This window comes from Pseudonocardia xinjiangensis (assembly GCF_012911925.1).
GTDB lineage: Bacteria > Actinomycetota > Actinomycetes > Mycobacteriales > Pseudonocardiaceae > Pseudonocardia > Pseudonocardia xinjiangensis.
This window is the reverse complement of record NZ_JAAXKY010000016.1, coordinates 1-18094: the sequence shown is the minus strand read 5'-3', so window position 1 is coordinate 18094 and position 18094 is coordinate 1. Positions and strand designations below refer to the sequence as shown.

General features: G+C 72.4%; 19 protein-coding genes. 8 read left to right on the top strand and 11 right to left on the bottom strand.

What is annotated here, in order from left to right; translation table 11 throughout:
* Positions 1 to 11: 11 nt before the first annotated feature.
* Positions 12 to 1223 (bottom strand): glycoside hydrolase family 3 N-terminal domain-containing protein, encoded by a 1212-nt coding sequence (locus HF577_RS07635; RefSeq protein WP_169395044.1) that lies wholly within the window; start codon positions 1221 to 1223, stop codon positions 12 to 14.
* Positions 1224 to 1319: 96 nt separating this feature from the next.
* On the opposite strand from HF577_RS07635, the gene HF577_RS07630 reads away from it, so the two are divergent.
* Complete coding sequence (locus HF577_RS07630; RefSeq protein ID WP_169395043.1) at positions 1320 to 1568, top strand: AbrB/MazE/SpoVT family DNA-binding domain-containing protein; 249 nt, start codon at positions 1320 to 1322, stop codon at positions 1566 to 1568.
* Positions 1565 to 1969 (top strand): PIN domain-containing protein, encoded by a 405-nt coding sequence (locus HF577_RS07625; RefSeq protein ID WP_169395042.1) that lies wholly within the window; start codon positions 1565 to 1567, stop codon positions 1967 to 1969. Before HF577_RS07630 ends, HF577_RS07625 begins: the two co-directional genes overlap by 4 nt.
* Here the strand turns inward: HF577_RS07625 and HF577_RS07620 are convergent.
* The 7 genes from HF577_RS07620 to HF577_RS07590 all read right to left on the bottom strand — a co-directional run bounded on the left by HF577_RS07620 (position 1962) and on the right by HF577_RS07590 (position 8071).
* Positions 1962 to 2960 carry a glutathione S-transferase family protein gene (locus tag HF577_RS07620; RefSeq protein ID WP_169395041.1) on the bottom strand — a complete coding sequence of 333 codons (999 nt, stop codon included), beginning with the start codon at positions 2958 to 2960 and terminating at the stop codon, positions 1962 to 1964. The genes HF577_RS07625 and HF577_RS07620 overlap by 8 nt on opposite strands.
* A gap of 52 nt (positions 2961 to 3012) precedes the next feature.
* Positions 3013 to 3726, bottom strand: coding sequence for an SDR family oxidoreductase (locus HF577_RS07615; protein WP_169395040.1), 714 nt, complete (start codon positions 3724 to 3726; stop codon positions 3013 to 3015).
* A 170-nt stretch (positions 3727 to 3896) separates the two neighbouring features.
* A complete protein-coding gene (locus HF577_RS07610) occupies positions 3897 to 4451 on the bottom strand; it encodes a GtrA family protein (RefSeq protein WP_169395039.1) in 555 nt (184 codons plus the stop codon).
* A 164-nt stretch (positions 4452 to 4615) separates the two neighbouring features.
* Positions 4616 to 5164 (bottom strand): protocatechuate 3,4-dioxygenase subunit alpha, encoded by a 549-nt coding sequence (gene pcaG, locus HF577_RS07605; RefSeq protein WP_169395038.1) that lies wholly within the window; start codon positions 5162 to 5164, stop codon positions 4616 to 4618.
* A complete protein-coding gene (gene pcaH, locus HF577_RS07600; protein WP_312858994.1) occupies positions 5157 to 5873 on the bottom strand; it encodes a protocatechuate 3,4-dioxygenase subunit beta in 717 nt (238 codons plus the stop codon). Before pcaH ends, pcaG begins: the two co-directional genes overlap by 8 nt.
* 22 nt (positions 5874 to 5895) lie before the next feature.
* A complete protein-coding gene (locus HF577_RS07595) occupies positions 5896 to 7065 on the bottom strand; it encodes a 4-hydroxybenzoate 3-monooxygenase (protein WP_169395037.1) in 1170 nt (389 codons plus the stop codon).
* A 91-nt stretch (positions 7066 to 7156) separates the two neighbouring features.
* Positions 7157 to 8071 carry a helix-turn-helix transcriptional regulator gene (locus HF577_RS07590; protein WP_169395036.1) on the bottom strand — a complete coding sequence of 305 codons (915 nt, stop codon included), beginning with the start codon at positions 8069 to 8071 and terminating at the stop codon, positions 7157 to 7159.
* Positions 8072 to 8192: 121 nt separating this feature from the next.
* Here HF577_RS07590 and HF577_RS07585 point away from each other — a divergent pair, with 121 nt between their 5' ends.
* Entirely contained in the window at positions 8193 to 9569 is a 1377-nt protein-coding gene (locus HF577_RS07585; RefSeq protein ID WP_169395035.1) for an MFS transporter, read from the top strand.
* 63 nt (positions 9570 to 9632) lie between these two features.
* On the top strand, positions 9633 to 10373 hold the full coding sequence (locus HF577_RS07580; protein WP_169395034.1) for an IclR family transcriptional regulator: 741 nt from the start codon (positions 9633 to 9635) through the stop codon (positions 10371 to 10373).
* Positions 10374 to 10679: 306 nt separating this feature from the next.
* Here HF577_RS07580 and HF577_RS07575 read toward each other — a convergent pair whose 3' ends face one another.
* Complete coding sequence (locus HF577_RS07575) at positions 10680 to 11957, bottom strand: HNH endonuclease signature motif containing protein (protein ID WP_169395033.1); 1278 nt, start codon at positions 11955 to 11957, stop codon at positions 10680 to 10682.
* Between the two features lie 371 nt (positions 11958 to 12328).
* On the opposite strand from HF577_RS07575, the gene HF577_RS07570 reads away from it, so the two are divergent.
* Genes HF577_RS07570 through HF577_RS07560 form a run of 3 tightly spaced genes read left to right on the top strand, consistent with a single transcriptional unit; the run spans position 12329 to position 15233 of the window.
* Complete coding sequence (locus HF577_RS07570) at positions 12329 to 13327, top strand: acetamidase/formamidase family protein (protein ID WP_169395032.1); 999 nt, start codon at positions 12329 to 12331, stop codon at positions 13325 to 13327.
* Between the two features lie 12 nt (positions 13328 to 13339).
* Positions 13340 to 14098, top strand: coding sequence for an SDR family NAD(P)-dependent oxidoreductase (locus HF577_RS07565; RefSeq protein ID WP_169395031.1), 759 nt, complete (start codon positions 13340 to 13342; stop codon positions 14096 to 14098).
* A gap of 1 nt (position 14099) precedes the next feature.
* Positions 14100 to 15233 (top strand): epoxide hydrolase family protein, encoded by a 1134-nt coding sequence (locus HF577_RS07560; RefSeq protein ID WP_169395030.1) that lies wholly within the window; start codon positions 14100 to 14102, stop codon positions 15231 to 15233.
* A 136-nt stretch (positions 15234 to 15369) separates the two neighbouring features.
* Here HF577_RS07560 and HF577_RS07555 read toward each other — a convergent pair whose 3' ends face one another.
* Complete coding sequence (locus HF577_RS07555; RefSeq protein WP_169395029.1) at positions 15370 to 16659, bottom strand: competence/damage-inducible protein A; 1290 nt, start codon at positions 16657 to 16659, stop codon at positions 15370 to 15372.
* A gap of 47 nt (positions 16660 to 16706) precedes the next feature.
* Positions 16707 to 17699 carry a patatin-like phospholipase family protein gene (locus HF577_RS07550; protein WP_169395028.1) on the bottom strand — a complete coding sequence of 331 codons (993 nt, stop codon included), beginning with the start codon at positions 17697 to 17699 and terminating at the stop codon, positions 16707 to 16709.
* A gap of 170 nt (positions 17700 to 17869) precedes the next feature.
* On the opposite strand from HF577_RS07550, the gene HF577_RS07545 reads away from it, so the two are divergent.
* The coding region (locus HF577_RS07545; protein WP_169395027.1) for a hypothetical protein at positions 17870 to 18094 on the top strand (225 nt) is incomplete at its 3' end.

Genomic DNA, 18094 nt, shown 5'->3' with positions numbered 1-18094 from the left:
CCCGCGCCGGTTCAGGAGCAGGTCTGTTTGGCCTTCAGGACGCGGGTCACGGCGGCGTCGTTCGGCGCGGGGCCGAGGCGGCCCGCGTCCAGGGCCTGCACGAGCCGGTCGAGCACCGGGGTGACGCGGCCGCCGCTCGACCAGAGCGCCATGTCGGCGCCGGCGGCCAGGGCGTGCTCCACGGCCTCGGGCAGCTCGAACGTGCCGGTGATGGCCTTCATGGCGCCCAGGTCGTCGGTGAGCACCAGCCCGTCGAAGCCGTAGTCGGTGCGCAGCAGCCGGTAGACGGCGGGGTCGAGCGAGCTGGGCAGGTCGGCGGTGAGCCCCGGAACGTCGAGATGCCCGACGAGCACGCCGGTGCGGCCGTCGGCGAGCGGGCCGCCCGGGCCCAGCAGGTCCGCGTAGGGCCGCAGGTCGGCGTCGCGCAGCTCGGCGAGCGGTGGCGTGGTGACCCGGCCCCGGTGCGAGTCCCCGTCGGCGTGGCCGTGGCCGGGGAAGTGCTTGAGGACGGTGAACACGCCCGCGTCCCGCTGCCCCTCGGCGAAGGCTGCCGCGTAGCTCGTCACCGCGTCGGCGTCCACCCCGAAGGACCGGTCCCCGATCACCGTGTTCGCCGGGCGGCCCCCGAGGTCGACCACCGGGGCGAGGTTCATCGTGATGCCGCGGGCGAGCTGCTCCCGGCCACGCTCGAGGCCCCGTTCGCGCACCTGCTGCGGCGTCAGCTGGGCGGCCATCGCGCGGGCGCTGGGCAGCTCGCCGTCGAGATCGTCGATGCGCTGCACGCGGCCACCCTCGTCGTCGGCGGCGACCGTGAGCGGGATGCGGGACATCGCCTGCACCTCGCGCAGTGCCTGGCCGGTGAGCAGCTCGGTGGCGTTGCCCCCCACGAAGACCCCACCCACCTGGGTGGCCCGCACCGTCTCGGCGGTGGTGGCCGGGTCGGCGGCGTCGACGCCCACCATGAGCCGCTGCGCGAGCTTGGCCCGCGGCGACATGGCGGCGACCACGGCGGTGCAGCGGGGCAACCGGTCCGGGCCCAGGTTCTCACCGGAGACCGGCGGTGCCGGAGCCGGCGGCCCCGGCGGTGTGGTTCCCGCCGCGGCCACGGCGGGGACCACGAGCAGCACGGTGAGGGCCCCCGCCAGCGCACCGGCCAGGGCGCGTGCCCGGCGCAGGCCGGGGCGCAGCGGTGGTGGGGTCGGGGACGGCACGGAGGTCGGCATCGCCACCATCATCAGCCCGCGGCGGTCGGCGGTACTGCCGGGGTCGGGGCACTCGGAACGGCCGGTCTGCTCCGCGCACAATGGTAGATTCCTACCATGCGAACTACCATCGACGCTGCCGGTCGGGTGGTCATCCCCAAGCAGCTTCGTCAGGCAGCCGCGTTGGAGCCCGGCCAGGAACTGGAGATCATCGAGCGCGACGGCCGCATCGAGATCGAGCCGGTGTCCGTGCCGATGGAGCTCGTCGAGCGCGACGGTTTCCTGGCCGCGGAGGTTCCGGGCGACGAGGCGCCGACCTTGACCGCGGACGAGGTACGCGAGCTTCTGGAGCGCACCCGCCGGTGATCACCTGTGACACCTCGGTCCTGGTCGCGGCGTTCGCACGATGGCACACCGATCATCCGCTCGCCTCGACGGCGCTCGGCAGAGTCGATGCTGCCGTCGACCACGTGGTGATCGAGACCTTCTCGGTGCTGACGAGGCTCCCACCGCCGCGCCGCGTGCCGGCGCCTCTCGTCACGGCCTTCCTCGCCGGCCACCTCCCCGCGTCGACCCCGCGGCTACCGGGCGTCCCGCCGTCCGAACTCCTGACCGCGGCGCAGCGCTCAGGCATCGTCGGGGGTGCCGTGTACGACCTCGTGGTCGCCCTGGCCGCCGGCCGGGCCGGGGCCGTGCTGCTGAGCCTCGACCGGCGCGCCGCCTCGACCTACGAGTCAGCAGGCGTCGAGTGCGAGCTGCTCAGCTGATCGGGGGCACCCGCTCGGCCTCCGGCGGCGGGCCGGGCGGCGTGCCGTTCCCGAACGGGCGGCCGCCGAGCGCCTCGCGCCCGTGCGGGGTGAGCCAGCCGCGGAGGTCGGGTCCGAGTGGCACGATCCCCGACGGGTTGATGTCGGTGTGCACGCCGTAGTAGTGCTGTTTGATCTGCTCGAAGTCGATGGTGTCGCCGAATCCCGGCGTCTGGAACAGGTCGCGGGAGTAGGCCCACAGCACCGGCATCTCGGCGAGCTTCTGCCGGTTGCACTTGAAGTGGCCGTGGTAGACGGCGTCGAAGCGCACCAGCGTGACCCACAGCCGCACGTCGGCCTCGGTGATGGTGTCACCGACGAGGAAGCGCCTGGTCGCGAGCCGCTCGGACAGCGCGTCGAGCCGGTCGAACAGTGCCCGGTAGGCGTGGTCGTAGGACGCCTGGCCCTTCGCGAAGCCGCACTTGTAGACGCCGTTGTTGACGTCCTCGTACACCGCCTGGTTGATCTCGTCGATCTCGGCGCGGTGCTCCTCCGGGTAGAGGTCGGGGGCGCCGTCGCGGTGATACGCGGTCCACTGGGTGGAGAGGTCGAGGGTGAGCTGCTGGAAGCCGTTGGTGGCCACCTTCCCGCTGGCGATCTCCACCACGGCGGGCACCGTGACGCCGCCGTCGTAGCCGGGGTCGGCCTTGCGGTAGGCCTCGCCGAGGTACTCGACGCCGAGCACCGGGTCCCGGTTGTCCGGATCGAGGTGGAACCGCCAGCTGCGCTCGTCGTGCAGCGGACCCGCGATGCCCATGGACAGCACGGGCTCCAGCCCCAGCAGCCGGCGGACGATCACGCTGCGGTTCGCCCACGGGCACGCCCTGGCCACGACGAGCCGGTAGCGACCCGGCTCCACCGGCCATCGGGACGAGCCGTCGGCCGTGATCCGCTCGGTGAGCGACACCGGTTCGCGCTCGAACGCCTCGTTGCTCGACTGTGTGGCCGTCATGCCTGGAATCTAGGCCGCGTCCCCGCGGTGCGTCTCGTCCGACACGTGCTCCTCAGTCCGGGATGTCGGCCGTCGGGTCGCCCTGCACCCGGTAGGACAGAGCCGCCTTGACGGTCCGCGCGGGTTCGTCGGCGAGAACCTCGGGCCGGTCGTGGAGGATCGCGTCGATCGTCTGCGCTGCAACGGACTCCGCCGTGACCTTGGGCGCGTCGATGTTGGTCACGAACTCGGTGTCGACGTACCCGACGTGCACCCCCACCACGAGGGTTCCCTGGTCCCGCAGCCCGGTGCGCAGGGCGTTCGTGAGTGCCCACTCCGCCGACTTCGACGCCGCGTAGCCCACCGCCGGGACCCGCGCGCGCCACGACGCGACCGACAGCATGTTCACCAGCGCGCCGCCTCCGTTGCGGGCGAGGACGGGCGCGAAGGCGCGGGAGACCGACCAGGTGCCGAAGTAGTTCACCTCCATCTCCCGCCGCGCACCGTCGAGGTCACCCTCGAACAGCCCGACCCCGCTCTGGACCCCCGAGTTGTTGATCACGATGAGTGCGTCGCCGACCTGCTCGGCCGCGGCTGCCACCTGGTCGGGGTCGGTGACGTCCAGCGCTAGGGGAATCAGCCGCGCGTCGGCGACGGTGGTGGTGGAAGGGTCACGGACACCGGCGTAGACGGTGGCCGCCCCGTGGTCCAGCAGGGCCTGCGCGAACGCGAGGCCGATGCCGCGCCTCGCTCCGGTGACCAGCGCTGTTGCACCTTCGATTCGCATCTGTTGCTCCGCTCCTGTCGGTCGGCCCCCTCAGCGCGGCGCGCTGAATACAGTTGCTACACGTAGCCCGTTGCCGGTCTTCCCCGGTCGACACGACTGTGAGCAGGGAGACCCTGTGGAGCCACTCGCAAAACCCCGCGTTGCCGTGACGGGTGGAGCGAGCTACCTCGTCATCCGTGCCGGTGCAGCAGGTGCCCGCGGAGAACGGGCCACGTGCGCGGCGAGCCCTCCTGCGCCTCGTGGTGGCTGTCCGGGCCGAACACCCAGTAGCGCAGGACGAGGAACCGGCCCAGGCCGCCGAGCACGCTCGCCACGGCCACCGCCAGCGTCTGCTCCCATGCGATCGGGGAGTCGATCACCTCTGCGAGCAGCATGAGCACGGCGGAGCTGTAGAAGGCGTAGAACAGCACGGTGCCGCCGCTCTGCACGTGCGAGCGCAACCGGTGCACCTCGACGCCGCCGAAGGTGAAGCGGCGGTTCGCCTCGGTGCTCACCACCGTGCTCAGGACGAGGGCGGTCAGGTTGGCCGGCACCGTGTCCCACCACGTACGCAGCAGCAGGAAGATCGCCGCGTTCACGAGCGTGCCCAGACCGCCGACGACGGCGTACCGCAGCACCTGCACGAGCAGCGGGTACCGCTCCCGGACCGCGGACGGCCGCCACCTGCCCGGCAGCTCGTCCGGCGGGACGCCCACATGGAGCGCTGCGCCCGCCACCTCGACCACGTCCCCCCACTGCGTCGCGAACCTCGTGGTCCCTTTATCGCAAGGGGACCGGTGCCCGCGCTGTGCTTCACCTGTGACAACGATGTGGACGATCACTCATTCCGGCCAACCGGCACATACTGCAGTGATCGGCGACACGCGCCGCAGCGGGGGGCGGGTCGGGCTCAGACGGCCAGGAAGACGGTCTCCCCGTCGCCCTGGAGGCGGATGTCGAACCGCAGCTCGGAGGGGCCGGTCTCCTGGGCCACCAGGGTGGCCGCACGCTCCTGCGGGAGGGAGGCGAGCAGCGGGTCGGCCGCGTTCGCCGTGGCCTCGTCCGGGAAGTAGATCCTCGTGACCACCCGGTCGAGCAGACCCCGGGCGAGCACGGTGACGTCGATGTGGGGGGCCTGTCCGTCACCGAGCGGCCCGGGCTTGATCGTGAGGATCTCGAAGCGGCCCCCGGGGTCGGTGGCGCAGCGCCCGAACCCGCGGAACCCGGAGCCGGTGGCACCCCGCGGGTCGTCGGGGTGGTCGAAGCGACCCTCGGCGTCGGCCTGCCAGGTCTCGACCAGCCCGTCCCCGACGGGCTCGCCCGCTCCGTCGGTGAGCACGCCGGAGATCCGGATCGCCCCCGGCGAGCCGGGCGGCACGACGAGGTGCCCTTCGAGCCAGGTGAGCCCGAGGCTCAGGAACGGTCCGACCGTCTGGGACGGGGTCAGCAGCTCACTCATGGGGCTCCTCGAACGGGGTCTGCTCGCGGCCGCGGAGCACGACGTCGAAGCGGTACGCCAGCGCCCACTCCGGGCGGGTGGCCTCCAGGTCGAACGTGGAGACCAGCCGCTGCCGGGCGGTGGGGTCCGGCACCGAGTTGAAGATCGGGTCCTGGGCGAACAGCGGGTCGTCCGGGAAGTACATCTGGGTGACCAGCCGTTGGGTGAACGACCGGCCGAAGAGCGAGAGGTGGATGTGCGCCGGGCGCCACGCGTTGTGGTGGTTGCCCCACGGGTAGGCGCCCGGCTTGATCGTGGTGAACGAGTAGTTCCCCTGCGCGTCGGTCACGACCCGGCCGCCACCGGTGAAGTTGGGGTCCAGCGGCGCCGGCCAGTTGTCGCGGGCGTGGGCGTAGCGACCCGCGGCGTTGGCCTGCCACACCTCGACCAGCGTGTTCGGCACCGCCCGGCCGTCGCTGTCGAGCACCCGCCCGAACACGACGATCCGCTGCCCGATCGGCTCGCCGTCGTGCTGCGCGGTGAGGTCGTGGTCGTTCGGCCCGATGTCGCCGGTGAGCAGCGGGCCCGTGACCTCGGTGAGCCGGTGGCGCAACACCACCGGCGCCTCGGAGGGCGCCCGCAGCACGGTGCTCCGGTAACCCTCCGACAGCAGGGGCGGATGGTTGCCATCCGGGGCCGGGCGATAGCCGGCCGGGTGCGGGATCGTCACGAACAGCTCCTCGGAAGCTCGGTCACGGACTCACTCCGTGGGGCAGCCCCACGTAGTTCTCGGCGAGGGTGGTGGCCGCCGCGCGGGACGTCACCGTGTAGCGCAGCTGGGACAGCTGGAGACGACGGCCGAACGGGTCGCTCTCCGGGGGCACGTGCAACATCGAGGTCATCCACCAGGAGAAGTGCTCCGCGCGCCACACCCGCCGCAGGCAGGTGTCGGAGTAGCCGTCGATCCCGGTCTCGTCGCCGCTGCGCAGGAACGTGGTCAGCGCCTCCGCGAGCACGCGGACGTCGGCGATCGCGAGGTTCATGCCCTTCGCGCCGGTGGGCGGCACGATGTGCGCAGCGTCGCCCGCCAGGAAGAGCCGCCCGTGGCGCATGGGCTCCGCCACGAAGCTGCGCATCCCCGTGACGCCCTTCTCCAGGACCGGCCCCTCGTTCAGGGTGAAGCCCCGGGCCGCGAGGCGGGTGCCCAGCTCGTCCCAGATCTGCGCGTCCGACCAGTTGTTCACGTCGGTGTCCGGCGGCACCTGGAGGTAGAGCCGGGTGATCTCCGGGCTGCGCATCGAGTACAGCGCGAAGCCGTGCGGGTGGTTGGCGTAGACGAGCTCGTGGTGCGTCGGGGCGGCCTTGGCGAGGATCCCGAGCCAGGCGTACGGGTAGGTCCGGTCGAACATCTGGGGGTCGTACGCGTCGCGGGTGATGCCGTGGAAGCCGTCGCAGCCGGCCACCACGTCGCACTGCAGCTCCTCGCGCCGCCCGTCGGCGCCGGTGAAGCCGACCACCGGGGCGTCGGCGAGCCCGTCGAGGGTCACGTCGGTCACCTCGAAGCGGAGGTCCCCACCGTCGCCCAGGCGCGCGGCGATGAGGTCCTTCACCACCTCCTGCTGCCCGTAGACGGTGATCCCCTTACCGACGAGGTCGGCGAAGTCGATGCGGTGGTCACCACCGTCGAACCGCAGGGAGATGCCCTCGTGCCGCATGCCCTCACGGTCGAGCCGGTCGGCCAGGCCGACCTCGCGCAGCAGCTCCACCGTCGGGTGTTCCAGGACGCCGGCGCGCACCCGCCGCTCGACGTAGTCCCGGCTGCGGGTCTCCAGCACCACCGAGTCGACCCCGGCCCCGGCCAGTAGGTGGGAGAGCAGGAGTCCTGCCGGCCCCGCCCCGACGATCCCGACCTGGGTGCGCATCGTCAAAGCCTGGCGCACCCGGCGGGACCGGCTCGACTCCGCTTCCGGCCAGTGGAAGGCCGAGGCACACTGGTCCTGATGGTCCAGTCGTTCACGCCGAGGTGTCGGCACGGCGCGATGGCACCGGCCCGGCTCCGGACGTCCGGCGTCCGCACAGTCGAGCGAGAGCACGGAAGTCGACACTCCCTTCGACGGCGCTGTAGACGACCAAGCGGTGGTGGCACGTCGCCGGAATCTCGAGCACCCGGTAGTCGAGCTCGAGCCGTCCCGCCGTCGGGTGCTCGAACACCTTCCGCCCCCTGTGACACGGCCGCACGTCCCGGCGCTCCCAGCGTTGCGCGAAGTCCGGTGACCGTGTGCCGAGATCGGCGAGAAGCGCCCGCAACGCGGGGTCGTCGGGCCGGTACCCGATCGCCGCCCGCAGATGCGCGACCGCGTCGTCGGCGATCTCCTCCCAGTGCGGAAACAGCCGTCTGGCGGCCGGGTTGAGAAAGGCGTAGCGAACGTTGTTGGGACGAACGCCGCCGGGCCGGTTCGCGGCAGTGTCGAGGCCGGCAGGGAAGTTGTCGACGAACAGCTCCGCCGCGATGGCGTTCCACGCGAGTACGTCCCCGACACGGTCGATGACGTATGCCGCCGACGGCGGTGCGAGCAGGCCGAGCACGTCGTGCGCCTGCTGGAGCAGCTCGGCGGACACGACGGTCGGACGCCGGTTGCCGCCGGGATCGGCCAGAGCGTGCAGATGGGCCTGCTCGTCGTCGTCGAGGCGCAGTGCCCGCGCGAGCGCGTCGAGAACGGCGGCCGATGGTGCACCGCCGCGGCCCTGTTCGAGGCGCACGTAATAGCCGAGGCTCACGCCGGCGACCTCCGCGACCTCCTCGCGGCGCAGGCCTGATGTGCGCCGCGGGCCCGAGCCGCCGATGCCCGCCTCGGCCGGTTCGAGACGGCCGCGGCGGCCACGCAGGAACGCTCCCAGCTCCCGCAACCGGGCGTTCTGTGCCGTCATGTCCTCACCTCCCCTGGCCCGGAAACCGGACCGGGCCACCGGTGCATTTCCGATCAGGGTGACCATGTCCTGGTCACCCTGACCGCTGGCCCGCGCCCCTGCCGATCCGCAGGCTGTCGCCATGACCGATGTTCTCGCCGACGCCGCCGACGGCGCCGCCGCGCACCGCGGTTCGGCAGGCCTGACCCTCGCCGCCGCCGCGCTGGGGTTCTTCGTCCTGACGCTGGACACGCAGGTCGTGACGGTTGCCATGCCCGTGATCGGGACCGAGCTGAACGGCGGCATCACCTCGCTGCAATGGGTGGTGAGCGGCTACACGTTGATGCTGGCCGCGCTGCTGCTGTCGGCCGGGTCGCTGTCCGACCGGATCGGCGCCAGCCGGGCCTTCGCGGTCGGGCTCGCCGCGTTCACCGCAGCCTCCGCGGCATGCGGTGTCGCGCCGGAGCTCGGTGTCCTGGTGGCAGCCCGGTTCCTGCAGGGCGCCGCCGGCGCCGTGCTGCTGCCCGCGTCGCTGGCACTGGTCCGTCAGGCGTATCCGACGGCGGTGGCCAGGGCTCGTGCCGTCGCGGTGTGGACTTCCGCCGGCGGTGCGGCGATGGCCGCCGGCCCACTCGTCGGCGGGCTGTTGACCACCACGCTCGGTTGGCGGGCGGTGTTCTACGTCAACCTGCCGATCGGGCTGGTGGGGCTGCTCGCGCTCATCCGGAGCCCGCGTTCGCTACCTCGCCGGGCGCCGTTCGACCTTCCCGGCCAGCTGTCCGCAACGCTGGCGCTCGCGGCCGTCACCTATGCGGTGATCGAGCGCAGCGTGGTCGCGACGGCGGTGTTCTGCGTGGCCGCCGCCGCCTTCGTGATCGTCGAGCGCCGGTCCACGCACCCGATGATCCCGCCGCGGCTGGTCCGCCTGCCCGCAGTGGCGGTGCCGGCCGCCACGGGGCTCGCCCTCAACTTCGCCTTCTACGGCGCGGTCTTCCTGCTGGCCCTCTACTTCGAGCAGGTCCACGGGTTGTCCGCGCTGGAGACCGGCCTGATGTTCCTCCCGATGACGGCCCTGATCACCGTGGTGAACCTGCTCGCCGGACGCCTCGGCACCCGCTGTGGCCCGCGGCTGCCGATGGCCCTCGGACAGGTGGTGCTCCTCGGCGGGGTGTGTGGGCTGCTCGCCCTCCGGGAGGACACTCCGCTGGTCGTGCAGGCCGCTGTCCTGCTGCCCTTCGGGATCGGTGGCGGACTCGCCGTGCCCGCGTTGACCGCGGTGCTGCTCGAATCCGTTGACGCGGGGCGCGCCGGGCTCGCCGCCGGACTGCTGAACGCAGGACGGCAGTTCGGTGGGGCGCTCGGCGTGGCCCTGTTCGGCAGTCTCGCCGCCGGCGGAGCCGTCGTCGCCGGGCTGCACATGGGCGCCATCGTCGGCGCGGCGGTCCTTGCGGTGACGACGACCGCCACCGTCGTCCTGGTCAGGCCCCGGACGACGATGGACCCGTCGGACACCCGATAGGCCCGGCCGCGCTCGGCCGGACTCGGCTTCCGGCCAGTGGAAGGCCGAGGCACACTGGTCCTGATGGGCCAATCAGTCACCGCCAGGGTTCTGCGGGTGCTCGCGGCATTCAGCGCGGAGCGGCCCGAGCTCATGCTCACCGAGATCGGCAGGCGGGCCGAGCTCCCGCTGACCACCGCCCACCGCATCGTCGGCGAGCTCACGGAGTGGGGTGCGCTGGAACGTGCCGCCGACGGCCGCTACCGCATCGGGCTGCGGCTCTGGGAGGTCGGCGCGCTGGCCCCGCGCGGCCTGGGCCTGCGCGAGTCGGCCATGCCGTTCCTCGAGGACCTGTACGCGGTCACCAAGCAGAACGTGCAGCTCGCGGTGCTCGACGGCAACGAGGTGGTGTACCTGGAACGGCTGTCGGGACGCGGCGCCGTGCACGTGTTCACGCGCGTCGGAGGCCGGCTGCCGCTGCACGCCACGGGCGTCGGGCTCGTCCTGCTCGCCTTCGCCACGCCCGAACTGCAGGAGCAGGTTCTCGCCTCGCCCCTCAAGCGCTACACCTCGAAAACGATCTGCCACCCCGACGAGCTGCGCAGGGCACTGGCCGAGGTGCGCCGCACCGGGGTGGCCGTGAGCGAAGGGCAGATCGAGCTGGTCTCGCTCTCGGTCGCGGCTCCGGTGCGCGGACCGGACGGCGACGTGGTCGCGGCACTGTCGGTCGTGGTGCCGGCGGGGTCGGCCGATGCCAGGGCCTACGTACCCGTCGTCCTGACCGCGGCGCGGGGCATCTCACGGGTGCTCGGCTGCCCGGACTGAGCGGCACTGCTCGCCCGCCTGACCGTGCCTCGTGGCAGCGATCACGCTGCCTCACTCGACCACACCCCGGCTCGGGATGCTTCGTCAGCGCGATGGCCAGACGAGCCTTGGCAGCCGTCTCGGCCCAACCCTGGTGCGTCTTCCCGCCGTCCTGGACGAGCGTTCACCGCCCTGCCAACGGCCTGGATCGGTGATACACGCCGGCCGCCGGGCAGCACGGCCGCGAATCGGTGCCAGCACGGTTCGGCCAGGCTGGGTCGCAGTGATCACAGAGGCTCTGCCGGCCGCGTCCATCTGTTCGACCCCTTACGCGGCGAGGTGCAGAAGTGGTTGTCGGCGGGGTCTTCGCTCCGGATCAATCCAGGCCGGGGGGATCAACTCGGGCAACCCGTCGCGGATACGGACTTCCCATTCGGAGTGGTGCTGCAGGCGGTGGCACGCCCGGCAGAGCATCACGCAGTTGTGCAGGGCGGTGTCGCCGCCGTCTTGCCAGGCTGTGATGTGGTGGACCTCGCACCACGACGGTGGCCGCCCGCACCCGGCGCAGCCGCGGTCGCGGGCGGCGATCGCGCGGCGCAGGCCGTCGGGGATGGTGCGGGTGACCCGCCCGACGTCGAGCGGCTGACCCTTCCCGTTCAACACCACCGGCACGACCCTGGCGTCGCAGGCCAGCATCCGCAGCGACTCCGGCGACAACGTGCCACCGAAGTCCAAGCACGCCGCGCGGGCCCGGTTCTCCAGATCCTCCAGCCGGATCAACACGTTCAGGTGCGGACGGCGCCCACCGCATTCGGGCACATCACCATGGTCGAGCACATACCCACACACATCGGCCAGCGCGTCGGCCTGGCGTTGCGCGAGGCTGCGCTGCTCCTCGGCGGTGACCGGCCGGGCGTGGGCGTCGATCACGGTGGCGATGGCGTCGAACATGGCCGCGTCGTCGAACCGGCCCTTCAGCGTGCCGCCGGGCTTCCCGCGGTGACGGAGCACGTGCAACTCGTTGACCGGGGCGGGTGGACGGTCATCAGGCTCGGCGCCGTCCTCGTCGAGGGCCTCGACCAGCGCGATACCCCAGGCCTGCAGCTCCGACGGCGTATAGACCGCGGCTTTCTCGGCGAGCTGGGCTTCCGCACCCGCCCACACCTCGGGCGCGAGCCGCTCCGCGGCCGGGCTCGCCAACACCCGGGCGATCACTGCGACGTGGCGGAGGCCGGTGTGCCCGGCGGCGAACACGTCGGCGGTGGCAGGCAGCTTGGCGGGCAGCGCAGTGCCGTCGAGGCTCACCCGCGGGCACACCTGCTCGGCGGCGACCACCCGGGTGCGGGCCTCGAACCGCTCCCACCCGAGCAGATCCCCCAACGCCGCCGGGGTCGACTTGTAGCCCCGCTCGGCGAAAGTCCCACGCCGCTCCAACGTGGCCACGGTGGCCACGACGACCCGGTCCAGCCGCCTGCTGGTGCCCTCGCACAGGGTGAGCACGGAGAGCAGCTCATCATCGGTGGCGCCGGTCTCGGCGGCCGCGGACAGCGCGTCGATCGCCTCGACCAGGAGGGGATGCGCGGTGGTGAGCGGGCTGTCCGACACCCCTCCATCATACTCGAACACATGTTCGAATCGATGTTCGTCGTCGCAGGTCAACCGCCATTCAGCGCTCGTGGCGGTGGCCTGCCGGACTCACCGACCGCTCCGGGCGACGGACGCCACATCTCCCACCGCACCCCGTCCACGGCGGCGCGGCAGATCGTGGCTTTGCGGGTGGAGCGCCAACTCGGCCCGGCCCGAGTCGGCCCACTGGTCGGGCTGGCGGCCTCCACGATGCACGCCGTCCTGCCCGCCCCGGGACGATCACCTACGCAGACGCGTGGACCCTCCGGGGTCGCACCGCCCGTGCCGGGCGCTCCTTTACCTCGTGGGGGCTTGCGCGTCAGTGGCCATTGACACGACGATCACCCCTCGTGGACGTCGTCGAGTTCCGCCCCGAGCCCGAGCAGTACGCGTGGACGTTCGGCGGGGTCGCCCCGACCCACCGGATCAAGCCCGGCACCCTCCTGCGGCTGTGGACGGAGGACGCCTTCTCCGGCCGGCTGCAGCGCACCTCCGACAAGCCGTCGCAGGTGCTGGACATGACCCAGGTGAACCCGCAGACCGGGCCGTTCCACGTCGAGGGCGCCGAGCCGGGCGACACGCTCGCCGTGCACATCGTCGACCTCACCCCGGCCCGCGACTGGGGGGCCTCGACCACCATCCCGTTCTTCGGCGCGCTCACCGGCACCGACCGCACCGCGCTGCTGAACGACCCGCTCCCCGAGCAGACCTGGATCTACCAGCTCGACCGCGCCCGCGGCACCGTGCTCTTCGAGGCCCAGCGCTCACAGCTGGAGATCGAGCTGCCGCTGGCCCCGATGCTCGGCACCGTCGGAGTGGCTCCGCCCGGGCGGGAGGTCCGTTCGAGCCTGGTGCCCGACACGTTCGGCGGCAACATGGACACCCCCGAGATGCGGGCAGGCACCACCTGCTTCCTCGGGGTGAACGTCGAGGGCGCCCTGTTCTCCCTCGGAGACGGCCACTACCGCCAGGGGGAGGGCGAGAGCTGCGGCACCGCGGTCGAGGGCGCCATGAACGTCACGGTGATCGTCGAGCTGATCAAGGGTGGGGCACCGGCGTGGCCCCGGCTGGAGCACGATGACCACTACGCCGTCGTCGGCTCGTCCCGCCCGCTGGAGGACGCCTGGCGAGCCAGCCAGGTCGGGATGGTCGGGTGGCTCGGTGAGCTGTACGGGCTCGACCCGCTCGACGCCTACCAGCTGCTCACCCAGATCAGCCGGTCGCCGTTGGCCAACGTCTGCGACACCAACTACAGCGCGGTCACCAAGATCGAGAAGGCGCTGCTGCCCGCTGCCGATGCCTACGGTGGGATGCACCGTCACCTGCGCGAGCAGGCCCGCGCTCTCTAGCGAAGGACTTCCATGGATCTGCAGCTCACCGGCCGGACCGCACTGGTCACCGGCGGCACGAAGGGCATCGGTCGCGCCATCGTCGAGGGTCTGGCTGCCGAGGGCGTCAAGGTCGCCTTCTGCGCACGCACGGCCACCGACGTCGCCGCGGTCGAGGAGGAGCTGCGCGGAGCGGGCCATGATGTCACCGGCACCGCCGTGGACGTCGCCGACGCCGAGGCGCTCACCGCGTGGGTGGCGGCGTCGGCGGAGCACTACGGGGGCATCGACGTCGTCGTCGCCAACGTGAGCGCGCTGGCGATCGGTCCCGGCCCCGAGCACTGGAAGCCCAGCTTCGAGGTCGACCTCATGCACACCGTCCGCATGGTGGACGCGGCGCTCCCGCACCTCGAGGCCAGCGGCGTCGGGTCGGTCATCGCGGTGGCGAGCGTGTCCGGACGGGAGATCGACTTCGCGCTGGGCGCCTACGGCGTGATGAAGGCGGCGCTCGTGCACTACACGTCAGGGCTGGCCCACCAGCTCGCCGGGAAGGTCCGGGCCAACTCCGTGACGCCCGGCAACACCTACTTCGACGGCGGCGTCTGGCAGAGCATCGAGCGGGACGACCCGGACTTCTACTCCTACGCGCTGGGGCTCAACCCCACCGGCCGGATGGCGAGACCGGAGGAGATCGCGTACGGCGTGGTCATGCTCGCGAGCCCGCGGGCCAGCTTCATCACCGGCAGCCACCTCGTCATCGATGGCGCACTGACCCGTGGGGTACAGCTCTGACATGCGCGAGTTCCAGATCAAGATCCCGGAAACCGACCTGGACGACCTGCGGGACCGCCTCGCCCGCACCCGCTGGCCCGAGGCCGCCACCGCCGAGGGCTGGACGCAGGGCGTGCCGCTGGACTACGCCCGCGAGCTGTGCGACTACTGGGGCCGCCAGTACGACTGGCGGCGCTGCGAGGCCGAGCTCAACGCGCTGCCGCAGTTCCGCACCGGTCTCGACGGCGGTGGCGACGACACCGTCGAGATCCACCTGATCCACGCCCGCTCGCCGCATGCGGGGGCGCTGCCGCTGCTGCTCACCCACGGCTGGCCGGGGTCGATCGTGGAGTTCCTCGGCGTGATCGAGGCGTTGCGGAACCCGCCCGACCCGCGCGACGCGTTCCACGTGGTGGTGCCGTCGCTGCCGGGCTACGGCTTCAGCGGGAAGCCGACCGTGCCCGGCTGGGGTGTCGAGCGGATCGCCACGGCGTGGGCGCAGCTGATGGACCGGCTCGGCTACGACCGCTACGGCGCTCAGGGCGGCGACTGGGGCTCGATGATCACCTCGGCGCTCGGCACCGGCGCCCCGGAGAACCTCGTCGGCATCCATCTGACAATGCCGCTCGCCGCTCCCCCTCCCGAGGGGGAGGGCACCGCGCTCAGCCCGTCGGAGCAGGCGGGGCTCGCCGCACGCAAGGCCTTCCAGAAGGTGGGCACCGGCTACTCCAGCGAACAGTCCACCCGGCCGCAGACGCTGGGCTACGGGCTGGTCGACTCCCCGTCCGGGCAGTGCACGTGGATCGTCGAGAAGTTCTGGGACTGGACCGACTGCGCGGGACACCCGGAGAACGTCATCTCGCGGGACCGGCTGCTGGACAACGTGATGCTCCACTGGCTGCCCGGGACCGGAGCGTCCTCGGCGCGGCTGTACTGGGAGAGCTTCAAGCGGCGGCGGATGGACGAGGTGACGGTGCCCACCGGCGTCACCCAGTTCCCGCAGGAGCTGGTCCGGCTGCCCCGCCAGTGGATCGAGCGCCGCTACACCGACCTTCGGCACTGGAGCGAGCCCGCGACGGGTGGCCACTTCGCGTCGCTGGAACAACCGGACGTCTTCGTGGACGAGCTGCGCACGTTCTTCCGCAAGGTCCGTTGATCCGCATGTCCCGACCTGTCAGCCCGGTCCGTCAGCGCTGCCCCCGGCGCTGACGCACCGGCTGACCTGCTCCGGGTCCGGCCGCCGCCGACGACGGTGGCCGGACCCGACCTTCACGGGCCGGGCCACCGGAGTGTCACGGGCGCGGGGCCGCCGCTCTCAGCAGCAGGTGCATCCCGAGGTCGGTGGACCGCTCCCGCACGTCGGAACGACTCCCCGGCAGGCGTGGGTCGCGGGCCAGCACGAGCCCCTCTCCGGTGGTGACGCAGAAACAGACGTAGCCGACCGGCTTGGCCTCGGTGCCCCCGTCGGGGCCGGCGACCCCGGTGATCCCGACGCCGACGTCCGCCCCGAACCGCTCCCGCGCGCCGTCGGCCAGGGCCCTCGCCACCTCGGGTGACACCGCCCCGTGCTCCTCGATCATCTCCGCCGGGACGCCGAGCAGATGCGTCTTCGCGGTGTTCGAGTAGGCCACGACACCACCGGCGACGTACGCCGAGGACCCGGGCCGGTCCACGAGCCGGGACGCGAGCATGCCCCCGGTGCACGACTCGCCGGTCGCGACGGTCCAGCCGCGCTGCAGCAACGCCCGGGCGAGCAGCTCGTCGGTGGTGGTGCCGTCGGTGCTCACGAGGTGTTTCGCGTGCCGGGCCGCGAGAGCGGCGTGCAGCTCACCCGCGAAGACCGCGGCGCCGGGCTTCGGCCGCAGGTCCACCTCGAGCTCCCCGCGGCGCAGGCAGGTGGTGACCTCCACCCCGGACAGGTCGATCTCGGAGTCGAACTCGCGCAGGGTCGCCGCGATCTCGGACTCCGGCAGCCCGAAGAACCGCAACGCCAGCGACTCCGCAGGCGGCACACCGCCGAGCAGCTCACGGAACGGCGGCGCCTGGAGCGCAGCGGGCCACATCCCCTGCAGCTCGCGCGGCGGTCCGGGCAGCACCACCACCAGGGGGCCGCCCGGCCGCGGCACCACGAGCCCCGGCGCCGTGCCGACCGGGGGCAGCGCCACCGCGCCACGGGGCACCATCGCCTGCTTGCGGTTGGCCTCCTCGATCGCCTCCGCGGAGAACTCGGTGCGGGCCGCCCATCCGCGGCGCAGAATGCCGGCGATGTGCTCGCGCATGTCCTCGTCGAGCACGAGTTCGACACCCGCGAAGGACGCCACCACCTCGGCGGTGAGATCGTCCGCCGTGGGACCGAGGCCCCCGCTCGTGACGACGAGCACGCACCCGGCTTCCACGGTGAAGCGCAGCGCGGCGGCGAGATCGTCCGGCCGGTCGCCCACCAGCAGCACGTGCGCGACCTCGAAACCGAGCTCGCCGAGCTCACGGGCGACCCACGGGCCGTTCTTGTCGCTGATCGATCCCGTCAGCAGCTCGCTGCCCGTGACGACGACGGCCGCGCGCGGCCGCTCTCCTGCCTCCATGCCACCGACGTTATCCGCCGGGCGGCGATCGAGCCGGGTCGAGTCGTTCAGCGCGCTCCGAGGTCCCGTCGTTCCGCTGCAACCGCCTCGATCGCCGCCACCGCCGACTCGTCGCCGACCCGCACCGCCTCGCCCACCCGGTCGGGGTCGACGCACAGCGCGCCCATCCCGACCGACCGGGAGGGCCCGATGGCGGCCAGGTGGCCGGGACCGCGGTCGGGGTGCGCGGCATCGGTGACCAGCCGGAGGTCGGCGCCGTAGCGGCGGGAGCCCTGCGCCACCGTGCCCAGCCCCGGTACCAGGCGGTCGAGGGTCCTGGCCCAGAGCGAGAGCCCCGCGTCCGCGTCGGGGTGCAGGTCGTCGGTGCCGCGGCAGAGAACCACCAGCACGTGGGTGGCGCCCCCGCGCAGCGCCCTGGCCATCGCGAGCGGCTCACCGACCGAGCCGTCCACCCAGCGGCGGCCGCCGTAGGTCACCGGCGGACCGCACAGCAGCGGGATCGACGCGCTGGCCCGCAGCGCCTGCCGCCAGTCGGCGACCGTCTCCATCCCCGTGAGGGTGTGCGCGGTGAGGTCGCTCGCGTCGGTGGCCACGATGCGCAGCTCGGCGGCGGTGTGGCCCAGCGCGTCCCACGACAGCGGCTTGCGGCCGTCGAGCACCTCGTTGATCAGGTGGTCGAGCGCCACCACCGGGCGGCGCGTACCGAGCCTGCGCATGTTGATGAACGTGTCGGTGGAGAGGTCCTCCGGGTAGCTGGCGGCACACGCCGCGGCGTCCCCGGTGAGGAACGCGGCAGCGCTGAACGCACCGGACGACGCCCCGTAGACCTCGTCGAAGCCGGGGACGAGACCCGCTCTGTCGAGCGCCCGCAGCATTCCGGCGACGTAGGCACCGCGCATCCCGCCACCACCGATGACCAGTGCCACCCGGTGCTCGTCGGTGCGCGCGCCCGGCTCACTCCCCTCGGACCGGCGGTCGAGCAGGACGCTGAGCACATCCCGGTCTCCGTGCAGGAAGGGGACGATCGTCGCCGATGCCACGGGTGCAGCCTACGGCGCCGCTCGGCGCTTCTCAGTGCCACCACAGGCGTTCGGCCGCTCAGCCCGGACCGATCAACGCCAACAGGACATCCTTCTCATCAAGCTAGATGAGTTTTCACATAGCTTACGCACGGACACTCCCCCGACAGTCCGACCTTGAGAGGCCCTAGTTGCCCCCCTGGATCGCTCCCCATTCACCGACCTGGGTCGGTGAGCTGGACCGCAACTCCCCCGTCGCCGACCTCGCGGTCGACCCCCACTTCACCGCCGCCCGGCTGCTGGTCACCGCGGCCGGCGCCCCCGTCGGAATCGTCGAGCTGCCGCTCGCCGCCGGCCTGGCCGTCGCCTCCGACATCCGCACCGCACTCGAGTCACAGCTCGGCGAGGTGCCCGAC

Coding starts and splice junctions, on each gene's coding strand:
- HF577_RS07635 (WP_169395044.1), bottom strand. CDS start 1,223: ATGCCGACCTCCGTGCCGTCCCCGACCCCACCACCGCTGCGCCCCGGC.
- HF577_RS07630 (WP_169395043.1), top strand. CDS start 1,320: ATGCGAACTACCATCGACGCTGCCGGTCGGGTGGTCATCCCCAAGCAG.
- HF577_RS07620 (WP_169395041.1), bottom strand. CDS start 2,960: ATGACGGCCACACAGTCGAGCAACGAGGCGTTCGAGCGCGAACCGGTG.
- HF577_RS07615 (WP_169395040.1), bottom strand. CDS start 3,726: ATGCGAATCGAAGGTGCAACAGCGCTGGTCACCGGAGCGAGGCGCGGC.
- pcaG (WP_169395038.1), bottom strand. CDS start 5,164: ATGAGTGAGCTGCTGACCCCGTCCCAGACGGTCGGACCGTTCCTGAGC.
- HF577_RS07595 (WP_169395037.1), bottom strand. CDS start 7,065: ATGCGCACCCAGGTCGGGATCGTCGGGGCGGGGCCGGCAGGACTCCTG.
- HF577_RS07590 (WP_169395036.1), bottom strand. CDS start 8,071: ATGACGGCACAGAACGCCCGGTTGCGGGAGCTGGGAGCGTTCCTGCGT.
- HF577_RS07585 (WP_169395035.1), top strand. CDS start 8,193: ATGACCGATGTTCTCGCCGACGCCGCCGACGGCGCCGCCGCGCACCGC.
- HF577_RS07580 (WP_169395034.1), top strand. CDS start 9,633: ATGGGCCAATCAGTCACCGCCAGGGTTCTGCGGGTGCTCGCGGCATTC.
- HF577_RS07565 (WP_169395031.1), top strand. CDS start 13,340: ATGGATCTGCAGCTCACCGGCCGGACCGCACTGGTCACCGGCGGCACG.
- HF577_RS07560 (WP_169395030.1), top strand. CDS start 14,100: ATGCGCGAGTTCCAGATCAAGATCCCGGAAACCGACCTGGACGACCTG.
- HF577_RS07555 (WP_169395029.1), bottom strand. CDS start 16,659: ATGGAGGCAGGAGAGCGGCCGCGCGCGGCCGTCGTCGTCACGGGCAGC.